The organism is Sphingobacterium sp. LZ7M1 (genome assembly GCF_024296865.1).
Lineage (GTDB): Bacteria > Bacteroidota > Bacteroidia > Sphingobacteriales > Sphingobacteriaceae > Sphingobacterium.
Window position 1 is genome coordinate 1,946,995 of record NZ_CP101134.1, and the last position, 18,935, is coordinate 1,965,929.

Sequence of the window (18,935 nt, forward strand, 5' to 3'; positions counted from 1 at the left end):
TCTATAATAAACTTTCATCATCACTACTTAAATCTTCTTCGGTCTTACGTTTATCAAAACGGTAATCTCCTAAATTACTGGCAATATTACTCGGCATAACACTATTAAAATCAAAATGAACATTGCCAAAGTAATGCAATAATTCTGCAAACTTATCTAATCGGTCGTCCACATCAAGATTTTCTGTACTGAAACTGATTGTAATTTTGTCTTGATGTCTTAAAAGTTCATACAGTTTTAGACAACCCAATTTTCCATTACCAAAATTTACCCAAAACATCGAATTGGGTTTCATTAGTTGTATCCATTCGTTTGCCCCAATTTTTAGCGGTTCGTCTTTGTATTTGTAACTTTTCACAACAAGCGGAAATTCTATGTCGCCTTTTACAACACCGTCAATCGTTGAATAATTACCTATACCTTGCGAAAACTCAAAGCCTTCATTTTCCAATCGTTGTTTAACAAGTTCTTTTGCTTCTCTGTTAGCTTCTTTTTGGTCATTTTTGGAGATGTCGGAACTAAATTCTGCTCCTAATGTAGCGTTATCGGTTTTCGCAATTTGTTGTTGTAATCTCACAATTTCTCTTTCAAGCTCTTGCTCTCTATTTGAACTTTCGCCAAACAAAGCCCACAAGTCTTCAAAAGAAAAATCATTTTCATCATCGGAAGCGATTTTTTGAAGTATTTTCTTTTTATCCTCTTTGTTGTTCAGATAAATTATGTTTTCGTTGATAGCATAATTATCTTCATTATAACGGTAAAATACATATTCGTCTATTTCATCAATCCCAACAGTTTTTGGCATTTCTTCATCATACAGATAAATTTTATAGTTCTCTGTTTCTTTCCATTCCGTTGAATTTTCCTCTAAAAGTTCAAAGTCGTATTCCTCTTGTATTACCAAATCTCCCTTATTATTTCTGTTTTCATTGATAACTTCAACAACTTTCTTAAATTTTTCAAATTGCTCTACCGTTTTTAGTGACAAATCATTTTCCTTTAACCATTCAAACGAATTGAAAAGCGTTGTCTCATCATCGTTAAAGCGAGTTTCTTGTGTTAAACGATTGTTTTGAAATTCTTTGCTTTTGCCATTTAAGAATTTTCGCAATTCAACTATAACGGCTCTTTCAGTCCAAACACCCAAGTCTGAAATAAAATCAATTCTGTTTTCATCTTCACCAATCCATTTTATTAGATAATCTGGTAATTGTTCATTTTCGCAAGCGTAGTTACTTGGAAATACAGAATGGTTTGGATTAAAACCTAAAATGTTTTCTGTTTCAGTATCATCAATTTTGCTCCAATCAATATTTCTAATTGCTGTTTTTTTATTTTTCTTATCCCATTGATCGTATAAGAAATTTACAAGACTTAATTTTTCATCATCTGATAAATCGTCTTTGATGTATGGACAAATAAATTTATCTTCTTCAAAGTATGGTTCTTTTATTATTAATAGGTTATCATTGTCTTCTACTATAACTGGAAAATCTTTGAAAATTTTGGTAATGCCTTTGTATTTTTGATTTAGAACCTCAGATTGTTGTATAAATTCAAATTCCGAAATATATTTGTCTGTATCTAAATCAATTTCTTCTTCATCAACGTTTAGAGCTTTAAACTGACTAAAATCTATTCTTTCAATATACAAGCCATAGAGAAATAAAAATGCCAACTGTTCGGCATTTTCTAAAACTTCAACTTGCTCAGAAAACATTTGAAAAATGTCATTTGGTTCAGGTTCTTCGCTTACGCCAAATAAATTTCCAATTTGTTCTTTATCTAAACTAAGACCTATGAATTGAGTTATCAATCCGCTTAAATGGTCACTGTTTTCATAATTGTCAGGAAGGATTTTGGCAAGACTAATTTCGTAATCATCAATTTTTATCTTGTCAGTAAAAGGTGGAATTTCCGAAAGGGTTAATTCCTGTTCCTCTGTTTCAATTATAACTTTGTCTTTAAATTCTTGATAATTGCTTCCTTTTAATTTACCACAAGCCATTTCCAAGATTTTATACTCGTAATCGTCCTTGGCATATTTGGTGTCCGAATGAAATCTAAACTCTGAAATATTTTGTAAAAACTTACGTTTAGGTTCATCGTAATGAATAATATCTACAAGAGTTTCCTTGTGTTCATCTGCCTCAACGAAATCCAGAATTAAGTTGTGTAAATCTTCGCCTTTTATTATTCCATTTTCGTTGTTAAAATCCGAAAAGTCATAAGGCAAGACAATCAATTGATCAGATAAATAGTTTTCAATAAATTCTTTTGTTTCCTTATTTGGCGGAACGATTTGAAAGTTGTTTGATTTCTCAATTATTTCATAACCATTGATTTGTTTTTGAATAATATATTCATTGAAAAAGGAACGATGATTATTCTTAAAAAACGACAATAGCTCTTTTATTTCTTTGGCTTCTGTAAGTTCGGCCTTAATGATTTCAATGTTGGGTAAAATGATTTTGTCAAATAAATCTTCTTCTTGAATTAAGTAGTTGCTTAATTTATCAAAGTTTTCATCTGCTTTAATTTTATAGGGATTTAACCAAGTGTATTTTTTTAGCGAACTACTAACCAATTGAGAAAGGGGTTTTATTTCTCCCTGATTATCGCAAAACAGTTCAATTTTTTTGAGTGTTTCATCGCCTATACCAATAAATTTTGTTGCAGGATTGATGAAGTTTCTGAAAAGATTTTGTTTCTGATTGACCGCAAGATTATTTTCGGTTGAAGTCCTTTCTGAAATTGTATCATACAAATCTTCATCTGTTTTTAATTTAGACGAAATCTTTTCATAGAAACTAAACGATGAAATATCCAAATCGGAAATTAAGAAGTCAAGCGATTTTAATTCTGTTTGAATATTTGAAATCTTGTTTGAAAGGAATACCAAATCCTCATTATCAATGACTTCATTTATTGAATAAAATTCTCCGTCTGAAAATCTGAAAAGGTCAGCTTCAATCAATCTTTCAATTGCTTCTTTTGAAAAATATTCTTTATCAAGCTCTTTTAAAAAGTTGTTGTAATCCTCTTCGGATAAACTTTTTATCCAATCATTTAAACAATCCAAATCAGCATTGACAAAAACATCTCGTAAACTCCATTCTTCAATACCAATTTTTTCATTTGAGTTAGCTTCATTTAGTAGATATTTGTCTTCATCATCTTTCCAATAAAACCAATGAATATCACTTAATCCCAAATCTGATAAAGATATATCAAAATCAAACTTTTTGATTTTTACATTATCAACCTCGTCAATTATATCATCTGTGGTTGGAATATTTGTTTGAATATACTCCAACAAAGTATCATAAAAAATAGGTTTCAACCATTTATTGTTTTGTCTCTCTGGAACATCAGACAAAAGCAACGAAGCGTAAAGATTTAAAAATTTATTGCGGTCATTTGCTTTGTATTCGTCAAGTCTTTGTGTAATAAACTTTGCAAGTTCGGGAAACAGATTTCTATTTACATCATCTTCGTGTAATTTCCTGCGGTTGGCTTCATTGCTGAAACTGTCGCAATGCACAATAAAACCAAGTCCGTTAATTTCATCCCCCATTGGGAAATATTTGTAAAAATTCGGTTTTTCTTTGAGCAATTTTATTTGTTCATACGATTTTTCGCTTCCGAATTTTATTGTGTTGAAGCCAATAGCAAATTTTATGTCAAACTCTTTGTATTCAGGCGAAATTAGCTCAAACTCGTCAGAACCTTTTTTTATAGTTCCTTCTTCAAGCTGTAAAGGAATTTTTCCAATATCATCGTTATTGATATAGACTTTTTGTAAACGTTTCAGTGTATTCATAGAATACTGAATACCGTTTACAAGTTCAGAATAATCTTTATCTAAAAGTTTCTTCTTGTCTTCGCCCAATTTGATAAAAAACAAACTGCCTTTTTTCAGTACGTTTTTCTTTAAGCTGTCAGAATGTTGCTTAAAGTTTTCGTTTAGGAAATTAATAAGTTCTTTTAATTCCTCTTGTGGAAATAAAATTTTGTCTTGATAATTTATATCCTTTACTCTCTCGTCTGGGTCTGACGGAAAGTTTGTAAGTAAGAGTTTTAGTAAATATGGCGAATTGATAAACTCTTGATAATTTTCTTTGTTAGGAACTAACGGTTCAATTTGTTCATTGTTCAACAAACTTTCCAAATCTTCTAATTTAGCCCAACTAAATAAAATCGGACCTTTGTATTGTCTAACAAGCTCGTCCGTACCTTCGTTTTTTCCAACTAATCTATGAGCCAACTTAAAACCAATTCCAAATCGTCCGATTTTGTCGGGGTCTTTTTTAGTTGTTTGGGCAATGTTTAAAATTGATTGTAAGCCTTCAACATCAAATGGACTTCCGTTGTTGATTGCTAAAAAGTATTTGTCATTATAGAAAATGTAGAAATGTGTAGAACCACAATCAACAGCATTTTGCAGAAACTCATAAATTGCTTGTCCGTCTTCTGCAATTTTCAGAATTGATGGCAGATAGCTTGCAATGTCGGGTTTGTCCCCGTGATACATTTCAAAAAAACCTTTTATAGTTTTCTTCCCATTTTCTTTGTGATAAGTGCCTACAAAGTTTTCATTATGGGTTGGGTCGTTTCTCTCAATCTCTTTTATTTTGGTTTTGTACCAAAATCGGAATGATTTTGCACTTTTTATTTTCATTCAATATCTCAGGTTCAATTTTATAAAATCTCGTTCTTGTTGGTGTGCGGTTGGGGCAAAAGCAAATGTGCAGCAAAGCGTTGGCTTTGTGCGGTAGGTTACAGCTCTTTTGATTTTGCCGAAGCGTTGGCTTGTTTTGTCATTTGTCTGTCTGTTGAATTTTAGCACGGTCGTCAATAGGGTGACTGATAACGGATCAGGCGCTTGGCGCACGTGCTGGAGCATTGCTCCAAGCGCGTGTTAGAGGACAGTCCCGAAGGGCTGTACTCCGGCAAGCGCCTGATCCGTTGAGAGGGAAGCCCGGAGGGATTTCCTCTCAACGTTTTGGGTATTGCCGAAGGCGGGGATTTTTAGCACTAAAGTTCAATCGAAGAACGAAAGTTGAACCTTGCACAAATGTCCAATCGAAGCCGTTCAGCCCCGCTTTTGGCAATACCTTGTTATATGCCGCTTTTCTATCTGTCATTGCGCTTTCAATATTTTGTCGGCTATGGTCAAACAGTTTTCAATTGTTCCGATCATTCCCATATTTTCAGTTTCAAGTTTGTGCAGTATGTTTGCGATTTCTTGCCTGTCAGCTTTTGCTTTTACAAGTCCGAAAATTTCAGGAACGTAACTTTGATATTCGTCTCTTGGTGCAAGGTCGTTAATGCCAATTGGGTCCCAGTCAAACCAAAGTATGTCGTCAATTTTTTTGTAAAGCAAGAAGTCCTTAGCTGCTGTTAAATTATCTTTGAACTTCTTGTTGCGACTAAACAACAGAATTGCAGACTTAACTTCTTCTTCAAGTCTATTGTCGTCAAAATGTTCTGTTGCTTTAAGAGCCAAACTTGCAATATAATGTCCGCTGTCGTTGTCAAATGGTGCCGATTGTCCCGAAGCATTGTAAGTTACTTTGGCTACTAGTTCAGCAAGTCTTAAATAATTGTCAGGGTTGTGATTTTTGTTTTCAAGTCCGAACACTCTGATTTTGGTAAATTGTTCGTGTGCTTCTTTCCAGCGGTTTTTGTCGTCTATGATTGGATAAAGTTCACTAATTGAAGTCGGAATATTATTTATGTAATGGTCAAAGCGAGATAAAACAAGTCCTGCCCAACCTGGTCTGATGTCGTTGGGTAAGTTCTCAAAAATCTCTTGTCCGATTTTGATATTAGTTTTTATGTCGTATTGCTCTGTAGTCATAAAGTGGCATATAACGGTTTGGGTATTTGCGATGGCACGGCATTTGAAAACCGTCAGCCGAAAATATGCACAAAAGTTGATAGTAGTACAAATGTTCAATTACTTCCGTCAGTCGTGCTATTGCAAATACCATGTTAGCGGGTCGTTGTTCTATGTCAAATAATAATTGTTTATTCATTAGTCTATAATAACATTCTTCCCTTGTTCTCTAAGTTTTTCCAGTCCATCTTTCATAGCTTTAATCTCTTCAAGGGTATGTCCGTGCCAACCGGTTACTTCTCCAACAACTTTAAAAGGATGTTTCGAACGATAGGATTTTGTGGGATTACCAGGAAATTTTTTGTCCGTTACGTTGGGGTCATCTTCTATGTCGCCTGTTGCTTCTACTAAATAAATCCTTTCACGTCCGTTGCCCAAAGCAAGTTCTGCTCCTAATATTGCAGTATTCAGTGTAGCCGAAACATAAATATGCTTTAATATTCTGTTTTCTTCATAATTACTGTTGAAACCTACTTGAATGAAATCGCCAATTTTCAAGTCAGCCTTTGTTCCGTGAAAATAGGTTTGAGCAAACGGTGTAGGAATATGAAGTACGGCTTTATCTTCTATTTTGGTTGTGTTCATAGTTATTTCTTATTGTTTCTCGTTTACTTTTTCAATTTCTTTATTCATCAACTCCAATGCTTTGTGGAAGTATTTTTCTAAAATGTTTAATTCATCACTATTGAATGACACAAAAAGGTCGTGTGTTTTGTTTTGGTAGTTACTATAAAATGGTGTAACCAACTTTGTTATTCTATCAATATTGGGAACTATGATTATTTTCCGCCTGTCAGTTTTGTCGGGCTGTCTTTTTACGAGTTTTTTGTTTTCAAACCGGTCTATTAGCCCTGTAACCGAACCTGTTGTTAACCCTGTAAGTAGGGCAAGTTCACCTGCTGTCATTTGACCTTTTTGAATTAAGAAACCTAAATATTTATGGTCAGTGCCAGTCAGTCCAATTTTTCTACCAATGCTTTCGTGCATTTGAATAGATGTGTAGGCATAAAGTTGGCTCAATTTCCTTAAGTTGATGATTTTTTCTTTGACAGGCATAAATCTTGTTAACCATTTATCTTGACAACAAAGATAATATATTTTTTTGGTAGTTACCTAAAATGTTTGATTCAAAATTTAAGGATAGTTGATTTTGGTTTGTCTGTCAGGGATGGGTGTCGCTCTACAATGCCCGCTAACGTTTCTCAGCTATACGCAGGCAGGGATTTTAACCACTGAACTTCCTACGAAGAACTGAACTTCAAATTTACCACTTTCCTGTCTTACGAAGCACGAACCCCCTGCTTGCGTATAGGTGATGTTATGCGGTCGGCTTTCATTTTCTCTTCTTTCTCGTTAATTTGTCAAGCAAAGTTACTAAATTTGCAGTCAAGCAATTTCAATTTTTGAATTATGAATTGTGATTTGAATTCAAGTATTCACCTGTAAGAAGTTACTAATGACAAAAAAGAAATTGCCCGTTCGTTTTACGGGTCAGCACTTTACTATTGATAAAGTGCTAATAAAAGATGCAATAAGACAAGCAAATATAAGTAATCAGGATACGGTTTTAGATATTGGGGCAGGCAAGGGGTTTCTTACTGTTCATTTATTAAAAATCGCCAACAATGTTGTTGCTATTGAAAACGACACAGCTTTGGTTGAACATTTACGAAAATTATTTTCTGATGCCCGAAATGTTCAAGTTGTCGGTTGTGATTTTAGGAATTTTGCAGTTCCGAAATTTCCTTTCAAAGTGGTGTCAAATATTCCTTATGGCATTACTTCCGATATTTTCAAAATCCTGATGTTTGAGAGTCTTGGAAATTTTCTGGGAGGTTCCATTGTCCTTCAGTTAGAACCTACACAAAAGTTATTTTCGAGGAAGCTTTACAATCCATATACCGTTTTCTATCATACTTTTTTTGATTTGAAACTTGTCTATGAGGTAGGTCCTGAAAGTTTCTTTCCACCGCCAACTGTCAAATCAGCCCTGTTAAACATTAAAAGAAAACAGTTATTTTTTGATTTTAAGTTTAAAGCCAAATACTTAGCATTTATTTCCTGTCTGTTAGAGAAACCTGATTTATCTGTAAAAACAGCTTTAAAGTCGATTTTCAGGAAAAGTCAGGTCAGGTCAATTTCGGAAAAATTCGGTTTAAACCTTAATGCTCAAATTGTTTGTTTGTCTCCAAGTCAATGGGTAAACTGTTTTTTGGAAATGCTGGAAGTTGTCCCTGAAAAATTTCATCCTTCGTAGTTCAAAGTCGGGTGGTTGTCAAGATGATTTTTCTGGTTTGGTGTCGTCTTTTAAGCTGCCGCATAACGAAAAATGGTAGCCGTAGTTGCCGGATTTACAGCACTTTCGTATCAATTTAGCACTTCGGTTCGTTAAAAGCACCAAAGTATCAAGTTGGCACGAAAGCCGGCAATTATCGGCTACCATATGTTAGTGGCATTTATCATTTCATTATATTCATTTGCTTTAACGCATTTTTTGTTACATTAATTCTCGATGAAATAAAATCATCAACATTCAATCCGTCTGTCGGAATTACATTTGTTGCAAAAAAATAAACATTAGATTTTGTTTCAACATAACCAACAAACCAACCATTATATTTTTCTTCTATCGAACTTAATCCAGTCTTACCGCTTAAAATGTAATTTTCAGTTCGCTCAATTTCCATAATATTTTTGACAATCTTTATTGTCCTATCAGAAATTGGAAATTTTGAAAAATAGAATTTCCTTAAAAAGTCGATTTGTTGTTTTTGAGATATTTTTGAATTTCCTTCAAGCCAAAAATTGTCAATCGTTAAACTGTCAAAAATCATATTTTTATACTCAAATTTTTCTAAATATTCTTTCATTTTAATTGTTCCGATTTTCCTTGCAATTTCCTGATAGCAAGGAACACAGGAAATTCTAAAAGCATCTTTAAATGATAAATCTTTTTCCCAAATATCCATTTTTCTCTGCTCGCCATTCCATTTTAAAATAGTTGTATCATTTTCAATAATGCCTAATTCAACAGCAATTATAGAATTTGGAATTTTGAATGTTGATGCAGGTAATTTTCCGTTTTTAGCCCAATCAAAGTCATTTGAGTAAAAAGTATTCTTGTCGTTATCATAAATTAGAATTGAACCATTTACTTGAAAACTATCTAAAATTTTGTCAAAATCAGAAATTTCTGTTTCAATTATGTTTTTATTCGTTGTTGTGTTACAGCAAACAAATAAAAATATCATTGAAATAAAAACTACAAATAAAATATTTTTCATTTATTGTCTAATTATCGTTTGTTTTTGTTGCCACTAACGTTTTGCAGCTATAAGAAGTTGGCGATTTCGAAGCACAAAACTGTCAATCTGCACGAAAGTTTGATTGAAAAACTGCACTTCATTTAACCACTGAACCGCCAATTTCTTATAGGTGCTGTTAGCGGGTCGTTGTTTTATTTCGCTTTTGATATGAAATAGTCCCAAGTTGCTTTTGATATGTCTGCGATTATTTTTTCATTTACTTCTGCGTTCTCTTTAGAATCCGTTATAAAAACACTTATAAAAAAATTGTTGTTATCGGGTAAGAAAACGATACCAATATCATTTACCGCAGCTGTTATTCCAGTTTCTTTGTTTGTGCCAGACGATCCTGTTTTATGTGCAACCACGGTTCCAACAGGTAAATTCCCTTTTAACCGCTTTTTTCCAGTAGCTGTCTCTTTCATAATTTTCCATAGAAAATCATAACTGCTTGGGCTTAGCAAGTTGCTCTCATTGAGAAAAAAGAGTTCGAGTATTTGGTTAGCAGCTAAAGGTGTCGTCCAATTCTCAAATTGTCTATCCCAATTATTCTGCATTACTTCCTCATTGATTTTAATAGAAATGTTATCAACCCCACTTGCTTTGATGTAGTTTTCAACAAAGTTAGGCCCCCCAAGAATTTTTAATAAAATATCACACCCCACATTATCGCTTTGAGAAATAGTATATTCTAAGATTTCAGCAATACTAAGCTTAGCTCCCTCTGGGTATTTTTCTCTAATTGGACTCCATAAACCAGGCAAAAGTTCACTTTTTTTGATTTTTATTTTCTGGTTTAACTTAAAATTCCCCCTATCTATTTCGGAAAGCATAGCCAGCCCAATATGAAATTTGAACACACTTTGCATTGGAAAATGTCTTTCTCCATTTATTGAAAACACATCCTGTCCATTATTTCCAAGTACTGCAACCCCTATAGTAGCATTCTTTGATGAAATGATTTTTTGTATTTCTTGTTTTAACGAATCTATCGGTTGAGCAAAAGTATTGCAAACCGTGAGTAATAAAATAATAGCTGTTAATTGAAATATTTTCATTTTATTTTCTGTCTTTATGATTATGGTGTCTCTTTACAATGCCCGCTAACGTTTTGCAGCTATAAGAAGTTGGCGATTTCGAAGCACAAAACTGTCAATCTGCACGAAAGTTTGATTGAAAAACTGCACTTCATTTAACCACTGAACCGCCAATTTCTTATAGGTGCTGTTAGCGGGTCGTTGTTTTATTTCGCTTTTGATATGAAATAGTCCCAAGTTGCTTTTGATATGTCTGCGATTATTTTTTCATTTACTTCTGCGTTCTCTTTAGAATCCGTTATAAAAACACTTATAAAAAAATTGTTGTTATCGGGTAAGAAAACGATACCAATATCATTTACCGCAGCTGTTATTCCAGTTTCTTTGTTTGTGCCAGACGATCCTGTTTTATGTGCAACCACGGTTCCAACAGGTAAATTCCCTTTTAACCGCTTTTTTCCAGTAGCTGTCTCTTTCATAATTTTCCATAGAAAATCATAACTGCTTGGGCTTAGCAAGTTGCTCTCATTGAGAAAAAAGAGTTCGAGTATTTGGTTAGCAGCTAAAGGTGTCGTCCAATTCTCAAATTGTCTATCCCAATTATTCTGCATTACTTCCTCATTGATTTTAATAGAAATGTTATCAACCCCACTTGCTTTGATGTAGTTTTCAACAAAGTTAGGCCCCCCAAGAATTTTTAATAAAATATCACACCCCACATTATCGCTTTGAGAAATAGTATATTCTAAGATTTCAGCAATACTAAGCTTAGCTCCCTCTGGGTATTTTTCTCTAATTGGACTCCATAAACCAGGCAAAAGTTCACTTTTTTTGATTTTTATTTTCTGGTTTAACTTAAAATTCCCCCTATCTATTTCGGAAAGCATAGCCAGCCCAATATGAAATTTGAACACACTTTGCATTGGAAAATGTCTTTCTCCATTTATTGAAAACACATCCTGTCCATTATTTCCAAGTACTGCAACCCCTATAGTAGCATTCTTTGATGAAATGATTTTTTGTATTTCTTGTTTTAACGAATCTATCGGTTGAGCAAAAGTATTGCAAACCGTGAGTAATAAAATAATAGCTGTTAATTGAAATATTTTCATTTTATTTTCTGTCTTTATGATTATGGTGTCTCTTTACAATGCCCGCTAACGTTGTTCGGCTTTGCGTTCGGGCGGGTTTCGGAGCACAAAAGCCTAAATTTATTTCTAATGTTTAATCGAAGCACAAGGCTTCAAGTTTATACGTCAGCCCGCCTGACGCAAAACCGATGTTAGCAGTAGTGCTTATGCAGTTGTCCACTGTTTAGGTAGTCCAACTTTTTTAAGCATTTCATTTGCTTTTTCCAATTTGTCTGGGAATAGGATTTTGTCGTCAAACTTGTTTAACGCTTTGTCCACCCGAACAATCGGAATTTTACGTTTCTTTATTTCAGTTGTTACTTTCATATCAATTGAATTTTGATTTTACAAAGTTAATTATTTTTTTGTTTTCCTACGCACTAAAAATCCGTCATATTCAACATTTTTTTTGAACGGAAACCAATCCTCATCTTTCTCGCCCAAAACTTCAAAGTCTTCTGTTACTTCCGAAAGAAATTTTGTTATTCCCATTCGGTAAAGTCTTGTTCGGGATTTTGTGCTACCTGTCGCATAAATCCAAGCGTTCGGATATTTGTCGGTAAAAGCGTAAAGCGTTGCGGCAACTGTCGCCAAAACTTTTTCGCTATCCCCATTGTTTGAAATTACTTTATCGTCTATGTCGCCTGTTGTTAGGTCTTTGTCGCCAAACGCAAGGTTGTAAACGTTTTTCACGTTGGTTTCTTGGAAACGCACAAGTTTTTCAATTAAGCCTTTCTGTCCTTCGCTTGTAAATTCAAAGGTCATTAACTTGTCGCTCGATGCCAACGGATACTTTGGTAATTTCATTTCCTACTTCTTTCTTTCAGTTCAAATTTTTGTCAAAGATACGATTTTTTTCGTCACGCATTACTGCTAATGGCTCGGCGAATTGGCGAAGTAGCGAAGCTGTATCGAAGATACAAAAGCGGAGCTATTTAGCCAAGTCGCTTGTTGTAAGCAGTCCGCGAAGCGGCGGCTTACGGCAAGCGACGTAAGTCGCCGAGCCATTGTTAGCAAGGAGCGCAGCGGATTGCTAACAACGTTTTCGGGCTTTGCGTTCGGGCGGGTTTCGGAGCACAAAACTGTCAACCTGCACTGAACTTGAATAGAAGCACAAAGCTCCAAGTGATACGTCACCCCGCCTGACGCAAAACCCGTGTTAGCGGGTCGTTGTTCTTGTTTACTTTTCACTGTCAAGAGTTAATTTGTAATAGAAATGTCGCACTTTCTCTTCTTCTGTCGGATTTGTAAGACGGTAGAAATCAAGAGCATAATTGTCAACTTCATCTGCTTGCACAAAAACTTCTTCAAATCCCTTTTCTTTGAAATATTGATTTGTAAACGCTATTAACTTTCGCCCCACGCCTTTTCTTTGGTAATTCGTCAATACTGCAAGGTCATATATATAGGCTAATGGTTTATCTGAATAGTACTGGTCAAGCACATAAACTGTCAGCCCACCTATAACTTTGTTGTTTGCCCTAGCCGTAACTACATAAAAGGTTTCTTGGTTTAATAGTTTCTGTAAGTGCAATTCACTTGGCAAATTGAAATTTTTCATTTCAAATACATTTTCAAAAATAACTATTAAGTCCTTGAACTCTTTAATATTGTCAGATTGTAGTATTTGCAATTCTAAGTTCATACATTTCTCAGTTTTCTTTTTTAGAGATAGTCCTTTACAATGCCCGCTAACATCTGTTTTAACGAAACGAATATACGGAAAATTTCGCTTAACCAACCCTATATACGTGTTTCGTTATTTGACTTTTCTTTCTACATAAGAAATTGATATATTTGTATTTAAAAAATAAAACCGCACAAATAGCGAAACAAAATATTATAAAATACTATTTCCCTGATATGAATAGCGAAATCATACTTGAAACCTTCGAAAAGAGATTGCTGATGCAGAGATATGCTGGCAATACCATTAGATCGTACAAGGATTACGCTAGTATATTTCTTAAACATGTTAGCAAATATCCCTCCCTTGAAGAAATTCCACTGTCAGATATTGAGGCGTTTATAAACGAAAAAGTTCAAAATGGGAAAATTAGTGTTTCCTATCAAAAAGGATTAGTGGGCGCAATCAAGAAGATGTACGAACTGATATTGGACAAAAAAATCCAACTGGATTACTTATACCCGAAACGCTCATTTTCTAAATTACCTAAATTCTTTTCAAAAGAAGAAGTAAGAAATATTCTCGATAACACTCAAAATCTAAAACACAAGGCTATTCTGATGACAATCTATAGTTGTGGACTACGTCTTAGCGAACTGTTGAATCTCAAAATCAAAGACATAAAATCTTCCGATGGAATTATCAGAATCCATCAAAGCAAGGTAATAAAGATCGGATTATATCATTACCAGACAAATTGCTGGCGACTATGAGACATTATTATCAAGCATTCAAGCCAAAGGAGTACCTCTTCGAAGGTGAGAAGGGTGGCAAGTATAGCGAACGAAGTGTACAGTTGATTCTGAAAAAAGCATTGATCAAAGCAAATGTTCAGTCGGAAGGCTCTGTACGTACATTGCGACATTCTTATGCCACACATTTAATCCAATCAGGTATCGATATCCGAATTGTAAAAGAGTTATTGGGTCATGAAAATATAAAAACGACTATGATCTACACTCATATCACTGACATAGACAAGCAAAAGACTCCTAGCCCTCTTGATTTTTTATAAGAATAAGATGAACTTTTCACGCTCTATAGAAACAAGCATTATGCTCCAATCATTCTTTAAGAAGGGTTATTCTTCTAGCTTAACTTAACTTTGCTTAGGTTATTGAATAATCAATATTCAGATATAATTTGTCCGAAATGTGTCCGAAAAAAGAAAAAGCCACTGATTATCAGTGGCTTTTTTCGGGGTGGCAGGATTTAAACTATTTACTATATTTTCGGATATTTCAAAATTAGACGATTATAGAATATTATTAAATGAACTGATCAATCAAATATCTTAAACGTATTTAAGCAAAAACACCCAAAATTATCGGGTGTAATTTTGGGTGTATAATTTGTAAATTGCTGATTTACAGATTATTTTGTGGAGCCGGAGGGATTCGAACCCTCGTCCAAACATAGTATGATTTACGCTTTCTACATGCTTAGCTTCTCTTTGATTGTCGGGAGAGGGAAGGTGAGTCGCTTACCTATACCGTACTCCGTAGTTGCTGTTTCTCGTCCTTACTTAGCAACGTCGCAAGGACCAGTCCTACGATTCGGTGCCTCGGATGTCAAGCGGTAGAACAAAGCTTGACGAGACAAAAGCTAAATCTTAATTCTAAATTAAGCAGCTAAGGCGTAGTTTTCTTCGCCATTTGAAAAGTTGAAAGTTCAAATTAAAGTGCTAGACTAACAATGCACTGCATGCTTACATAACCATCGCTATCCTGTCAATTCCGGTCGACCCCGTTATGTATGGGCAACAAATGTAATCAATTTATATGACTTCAAAAACCCAATTAAGTTTAAATGGATAGGATTTTATAAACATATTTGCTATATTACTGTTTTAAAAGATGATAAGTTAAAATATTGTCCTGATTGAATTAATATTCGTCCACTTTATGGATATTGTTCCTAACAATAATGCTTTTTTAGCAGCAATATAAAAACTCAATTCAACTCAAATTGCACAAAACTGTAAGCAAAATAAGCTTCAATGAATAAATGACAGGGTTTTGATCATCAAGACCTGTAAGAAACAAAATACTGAACTATACAAAAACTATAAACAATGGCTGAGGAAAACAACGCGAAAACAACAGCTACGGAAACTGCAGAAAACAACAGTCCCGTTAAACCTGTAAGAGCCACTACTAGAAAAGCTCCTGCAAAGACAACTCCAGCAAATAAACCAGCTGCGAAAACTCCAACCCCGAAACCTAACCCGACTACTGGAAATTCAGGTGGCGAAGGTGCAGGAACCCGTGCTCGTAAAACTTCTATTCCAAATGTTAAAGTTAGTCCTGTGATTGCTGATACTTCAGCAAAAACTGCCAGAAAGAAAACAGCAACAGCTAAAGCTACCCCTGCAAAACCTGCTGCAGCAAAACCAGCAGCTAAATCATCGACTCCTGCAGCAAAAACAGCAAGCCCTGCTAAACCAGTGGCTGCAAGTACTGCAAAAGCTCCGGTAGCAAAATCTACTGCTGCCAAGCCAGAAGCTAAACCTGCTGCAAAGGTAGAACCTAAGGCAGCCGTTCCTACAAAAGCGGAAGAGGTGAAAATTGAAAAAGAAGCTTCTTACAAAGAGGAAGTTCCTAACAATAAAACCGTTAAGGAAAACCCGGAGAAAAAAGCAAAGGATAAAAAAGCTGACAAGAAACCTGTAAAAGCTGTGAAAGCAAAAGATGAAAAGAAAGCTAAAGACAGTAAAAAGAAGAAAGAGGAAGCTAAATTAAAAGAGGAGAAGCCAAAGGCGAAAAAAGCTCCTAAGAAAAAAGCGAAAAAAGATTCTGCTAAGGCAAAGGATGAAAAATCTTCTAAAAAAGCGAAAAAGAATGAGGGTAAAACCTTAAAGAAACTTAAAACTGCATTCGCTGAAATTTACCATAAGATTGTTGGTGAAGACAAAGGTAAAAAGAAGAAGAAAAAGAAATAATTGAGGAATCAATCGAAATTGAAAAGGGATGTCCACTTGGATATCCCTTTTTCTGTTTCTTTATTTTTTGCGTATGCTCACAGCATTCTTATGGGCATGTAAGCCTTCCAGTTCCGCCAAAATTTCAACGGTAGAACCGATATGTTGTAATCCTTCCTCAGAAATATGTTGGAAGGTAATCTTCTTGACAAAAGAATCTACAGACACACCTGAGTACGACCTAGCAAAGCCTGAGGTCGGTAGGGTGTGATTCGTTCCGGAAGCATAATCGCCAGCACTCTCAGGGGTTAAATGACCCAAGAATACCGATCCTGCATTCAGCACTTTATTGATCAAGCTTTTCCACTCATTGGTCTCCAAGATCAAGTGCTCCGGAGCGTACAGGTTTGAGAATTCCATGGCTTCTTGAAGAGTATCTGCAATTACCATGTAAGAATTTTGCATCGCTTTCTCCGCCAATTCTTTTCTTGGAAGAACTTCCAATTGTTTCTTCAGTTCTTCCTGCACGGCATCGGTTATTGTTTTCGAGGTTGCCACCAATATCGCTTGGCTGTCGATTCCATGTTCTGCCTGTGCCAATAAATCAGCCGCTACAAAAGCCGGATTGCAACTTTCGTCTGCAATGACCAATACTTCCGAAGGTCCGGCAGGCATGTCTATGCTGACATCCGTCAAGCCTTGGATCAGACTTTTTGCCTTGGTCACAAATTGGTTCCCTGGTCCAAAGATCTTGTTGACCTTAGGGATGGTTTCCGTACCATAAGCCATCGCAGCCACGGCCTGTGCTCCACCAACCAAGTAAATCTTATTGATCTGCAACAGTTTCAAACAATAGGCTACGAATCCATTGATCTTGCCATTGTTTTGCGGAGGTGAACATACCACAATTTCCTTGCATCCCGCAATCCTTGCAGGAACTCCCAACATCAATAGGGTACTAGGCAAAACGGCCGATCCACCAGGAATGTACAGACCTACCTTTTCGATGGGTCTTACCTCGCGCCAGCATTTTACACCGGGCATGGTTTCAACCGTGCGCTCGCGTTTCAATTGGGTCTGATGAAATTTATGGATATTCTGGAAGGCGATTTCCAGAGCGCGCATCTGGTCACGGGATATGGTCGATGCTAAGGCATCGATATCATCCTGTCCTAAATATAGCTGCTCAAGATCTACCTTATCAAATTTCTTTGCATATGATTTCAGGGCCTGATCGCCATGCCCCTTAACTTCCTCCATGATATTGAGGACCGTATCTTGGATCGCATGGTTCGGATCGGTGTTCCTATTCACCAATTCCTGGATCTGCTCCTTGCTTAAGTCTTTATATAGATAAGTTTCTAGCATGTTACATAATGATTTTTTCGATCGGCATCACCACAATACCTTGTGCGCCTGCCGCTTTTAGTTTATTGATCTTCTCCCAAAAATCATCCTCAGATATTACGGTATGGACAGCTACCCAGCCTTCTTCAGCCAATGGAACCACCGTTGGGCTCTTTACCCCGTGCAAGAGTTCTGTAATTTGCGACAGGTTCTTTTTCTCCACGTTCAATACCACATACTTCGTTTCCTTTGCACGCAATACAGATTGGATTCTTTGTAAAAGTTCACAGATGATTGGATTTTCTTCCAAACCATCTCTACCGATCAATATCGCTTCAGAATTTCTAACATCCACGAAAGGTTTCAACCCATTGCTTTTTAAAGTTCCACCGGTCGACACAATATCACAGATAGCGTCACTAAGCCCAAGTCCCGGAGCAATCTCAACCGATCCAGAGATCATTTGGATGTCTGCATTGATCTTATATTCGTCCAAAAATTGCTGTAAGATATTAGGGTAGGAGGTTGCGATGGATTTGCCGTTCAGGTCTTCTAGGCGGTCGATGGTTGAGTCTTTTGGAATGGCTAATTTTAAGGTGCATTTCCCAAAACCTAATCGCTGTAGATACTGAACATTGGACAGGGTTTCCTCAATTACATTTTCTCCAACGAGACCGAGGTCAGCAATTCCCTGTTCTACATAGCCTGGGATATCATCATCTCTTAAGAATAATATTTCAAGGGGAAAGTTGGAAACTGTTGTAATTAATGAGCTTTTATAGTTTTCGAAGTCCAATCCACAGTTTTTAAGCAATTGAACCGATTTTTCGTTTAATCTACCTGATTTTTGGATAGCAATTTTGAGATTTTTCAAAATGTAGAGTTTATGTTGAGTGAAAAAATTATTAACAATAAAGAATCTGGGGGTTACTTGCGCTCCACGTAGAAGCCAATACTAATATCTATCGCCACAATGGCGATGATGCATTACGTATTGATGTGTACAAGCGTTCTTCATTTTAATAATGGAACAAAAGTAATGGATATCACCTTTCTATGCAAGGAAATTATTAAAAAAGAATGCAATAGGGTTTTCGGTCTTCGGCTAGCGTTGTGGGGCCTAAAAATTTTAAAGCATGGACCAACTAAACCAACCTGCGAAAATAATCTGGACGAATAAAAATAACTTCGCTAAGAAACCAGGTGTTCTGGCAAAATAGATGATGGAGAAGATGCTAAGGACAATCGCTGAAACGATAAGTAGGGTATGGTCGATTTTCCATAGGTTCCCAAATCGCCGTTGCGCCTCTTCAAAACCATTGGAGTTTTCAATTAAATAAATCCATGTGCTAATATAGAGCACATTCAGCAATAAAGAAAAATAAGCTGCAACGGTCTTGATGATATTCCATGTTCTAGCACTCATGATCAAATTTTAGATACTTAAATTTAACCATAAATTAGTGAATAACCTATCAATCCTCTCCAATAAGCACTTGACTGATTGCCTAATTAACAAAAAAGCGGACACTAGGCCCGCTTTTCTTGGTCAGCTGATAGAACTCCCGCACATTACACCCTCAATTTTCTATCACTGACCCTATTCA

15 protein-coding genes, 1 other RNA gene and 1 pseudogene are annotated in these 18,935 nt (G+C 35.6%); 3 read left to right on the top strand and 14 right to left on the bottom strand.

Going from position 1 to position 18,935, the window contains the following annotated elements:
- Window position 1: 1 nt before the first annotated feature.
- The 4 genes from NMK93_RS08270 to NMK93_RS08285 form a co-directional block, all read right to left on the bottom strand.
- Complete coding sequence (locus NMK93_RS08270; RefSeq protein ID WP_254529441.1) at window positions 2–4,681, bottom strand: ATP-binding protein; 4,680 nt, start codon at window positions 4,679–4,681, stop codon at window positions 2–4.
- Between the two features lie 462 nt (window positions 4,682–5,143).
- Complete coding sequence (locus NMK93_RS08275; RefSeq protein ID WP_254529444.1) at window positions 5,144–5,863, bottom strand: hypothetical protein; 720 nt, start codon at window positions 5,861–5,863, stop codon at window positions 5,144–5,146.
- A gap of 177 nt (window positions 5,864–6,040) precedes the next feature.
- On the bottom strand, window positions 6,041–6,487 hold the full coding sequence (gene arr, locus NMK93_RS08280; protein WP_010257556.1) for an NAD(+)--rifampin ADP-ribosyltransferase: 447 nt from the start codon (window positions 6,485–6,487) through the stop codon (window positions 6,041–6,043).
- Between the two features lie 9 nt (window positions 6,488–6,496).
- A complete protein-coding gene (locus tag NMK93_RS08285) occupies window positions 6,497–6,922 on the bottom strand; it encodes a MarR family winged helix-turn-helix transcriptional regulator (RefSeq protein WP_254771289.1) in 426 nt (141 codons plus the stop codon).
- 436 nt (window positions 6,923–7,358) lie between these two features.
- Here NMK93_RS08285 and erm(F) point away from each other — a divergent pair, with 436 nt between their 5' ends.
- A complete protein-coding gene (erm(F), locus tag NMK93_RS08290) occupies window positions 7,359–8,159 on the top strand; it encodes a 23S rRNA (adenine(2058)-N(6))-methyltransferase Erm(F) (RefSeq protein WP_004295323.1) in 801 nt (266 codons plus the stop codon).
- Between the two features lie 202 nt (window positions 8,160–8,361).
- Here erm(F) and NMK93_RS08295 read toward each other — a convergent pair whose 3' ends face one another.
- From NMK93_RS08295 to NMK93_RS08320, 6 genes are all read right to left on the bottom strand, one after another.
- Window positions 8,362–9,186: a class D beta-lactamase OXA-347 gene (locus tag NMK93_RS08295; protein ID WP_004295324.1), complete on the bottom strand. Its 825-nt coding sequence runs from the start codon at window positions 9,184–9,186 to the stop codon at window positions 8,362–8,364.
- Between the two features lie 173 nt (window positions 9,187–9,359).
- Window positions 9,360–10,265, bottom strand: coding sequence for a class A beta-lactamase, subclass A2 (gene bla, locus NMK93_RS08300; protein WP_254529913.1), 906 nt, complete (start codon window positions 10,263–10,265; stop codon window positions 9,360–9,362).
- Between the two features lie 185 nt (window positions 10,266–10,450).
- Window positions 10,451–11,356: a class A beta-lactamase, subclass A2 gene (gene bla / locus NMK93_RS08305; protein WP_254529913.1), complete on the bottom strand. Its 906-nt coding sequence runs from the start codon at window positions 11,354–11,356 to the stop codon at window positions 10,451–10,453.
- Window positions 11,357–11,539: 183 nt separating this feature from the next.
- Window positions 11,540–11,701, bottom strand: coding sequence for a DUF4197 domain-containing protein (locus NMK93_RS08310; RefSeq protein ID WP_141113035.1), 162 nt, complete (start codon window positions 11,699–11,701; stop codon window positions 11,540–11,542).
- Between the two features lie 30 nt (window positions 11,702–11,731).
- The gene (locus NMK93_RS08315; RefSeq protein WP_041321170.1) at window positions 11,732–12,181 is read right to left on the bottom strand and encodes a hypothetical protein; all 450 of its coding nucleotides are present in this window, start codon (window positions 12,179–12,181) and stop codon (window positions 11,732–11,734) included.
- A gap of 373 nt (window positions 12,182–12,554) precedes the next feature.
- Complete coding sequence (locus tag NMK93_RS08320) at window positions 12,555–13,019, bottom strand: GNAT family N-acetyltransferase (RefSeq protein ID WP_024568394.1); 465 nt, start codon at window positions 13,017–13,019, stop codon at window positions 12,555–12,557.
- Window positions 13,020–13,282: 263 nt separating this feature from the next.
- Here NMK93_RS08320 and NMK93_RS08325 point away from each other — a divergent pair.
- Window positions 13,283–14,076 (top strand): annotated as a pseudogene (locus tag NMK93_RS08325) (tyrosine-type recombinase/integrase).
- Between the two features lie 364 nt (window positions 14,077–14,440).
- On the opposite strand, the gene ssrA reads toward NMK93_RS08325, so the two are convergent.
- Window positions 14,441–14,809, bottom strand: a transfer-messenger RNA (tmRNA) gene (gene ssrA / locus NMK93_RS08330).
- 326 nt (window positions 14,810–15,135) lie between these two features.
- Here ssrA and NMK93_RS08335 point away from each other — a divergent pair.
- The gene (locus NMK93_RS08335; protein WP_254529919.1) at window positions 15,136–16,002 is read left to right on the top strand and encodes a hypothetical protein; all 867 of its coding nucleotides are present in this window, start codon (window positions 15,136–15,138) and stop codon (window positions 16,000–16,002) included.
- A gap of 60 nt (window positions 16,003–16,062) precedes the next feature.
- Here the strand turns inward: NMK93_RS08335 and hisD are convergent, their stop codons facing one another.
- The 3 genes from hisD to NMK93_RS08350 form a co-directional block, all read right to left on the bottom strand.
- Entirely contained in the window at window positions 16,063–17,349 is a 1,287-nt protein-coding gene (hisD, locus tag NMK93_RS08340) for a histidinol dehydrogenase (RefSeq protein ID WP_254529921.1), read from the bottom strand.
- 1 nt (window position 17,350) lies between these two features.
- Window positions 17,351–18,202: an ATP phosphoribosyltransferase gene (gene hisG / locus NMK93_RS08345; RefSeq protein ID WP_185211844.1), complete on the bottom strand. Its 852-nt coding sequence runs from the start codon at window positions 18,200–18,202 to the stop codon at window positions 17,351–17,353.
- A gap of 255 nt (window positions 18,203–18,457) precedes the next feature.
- The gene (locus NMK93_RS08350; protein WP_185211845.1) at window positions 18,458–18,754 is read right to left on the bottom strand and encodes a hypothetical protein; all 297 of its coding nucleotides are present in this window, start codon (window positions 18,752–18,754) and stop codon (window positions 18,458–18,460) included.
- Window positions 18,755–18,935 lie beyond the last annotated feature (181 nt).

Coding starts and splice junctions, on each gene's coding strand:
- NMK93_RS08275 (WP_254529444.1), bottom strand. CDS start 5,863: ATGACTACAGAGCAATACGACATAAAAACTAATATCAAAATCGGACAA.
- NMK93_RS08310 (WP_141113035.1), bottom strand. CDS start 11,701: ATGAAAGTAACAACTGAAATAAAGAAACGTAAAATTCCGATTGTTCGG.
- NMK93_RS08270 (WP_254529441.1), bottom strand. CDS start 4,681: ATGAAAATAAAAAGTGCAAAATCATTCCGATTTTGGTACAAAACCAAA.
- bla (WP_254529913.1), bottom strand. CDS start 10,265: ATGAAAATATTTCAATTAACAGCTATTATTTTATTACTCACGGTTTGC.
- hisD (WP_254529921.1), bottom strand. CDS start 17,349: ATGCTAGAAACTTATCTATATAAAGACTTAAGCAAGGAGCAGATCCAG.
- bla (WP_254529913.1), bottom strand. CDS start 11,356: ATGAAAATATTTCAATTAACAGCTATTATTTTATTACTCACGGTTTGC.
- arr (WP_010257556.1), bottom strand. CDS start 6,487: ATGAACACAACCAAAATAGAAGATAAAGCCGTACTTCATATTCCTACA.
- NMK93_RS08350 (WP_185211845.1), bottom strand. CDS start 18,754: ATGAGTGCTAGAACATGGAATATCATCAAGACCGTTGCAGCTTATTTT.
- NMK93_RS08315 (WP_041321170.1), bottom strand. CDS start 12,181: ATGAAATTACCAAAGTATCCGTTGGCATCGAGCGACAAGTTAATGACC.
- NMK93_RS08320 (WP_024568394.1), bottom strand. CDS start 13,019: ATGAACTTAGAATTGCAAATACTACAATCTGACAATATTAAAGAGTTC.
- NMK93_RS08335 (WP_254529919.1), top strand. CDS start 15,136: ATGGCTGAGGAAAACAACGCGAAAACAACAGCTACGGAAACTGCAGAA.
- NMK93_RS08295 (WP_004295324.1), bottom strand. CDS start 9,186: ATGAAAAATATTTTATTTGTAGTTTTTATTTCAATGATATTTTTATTT.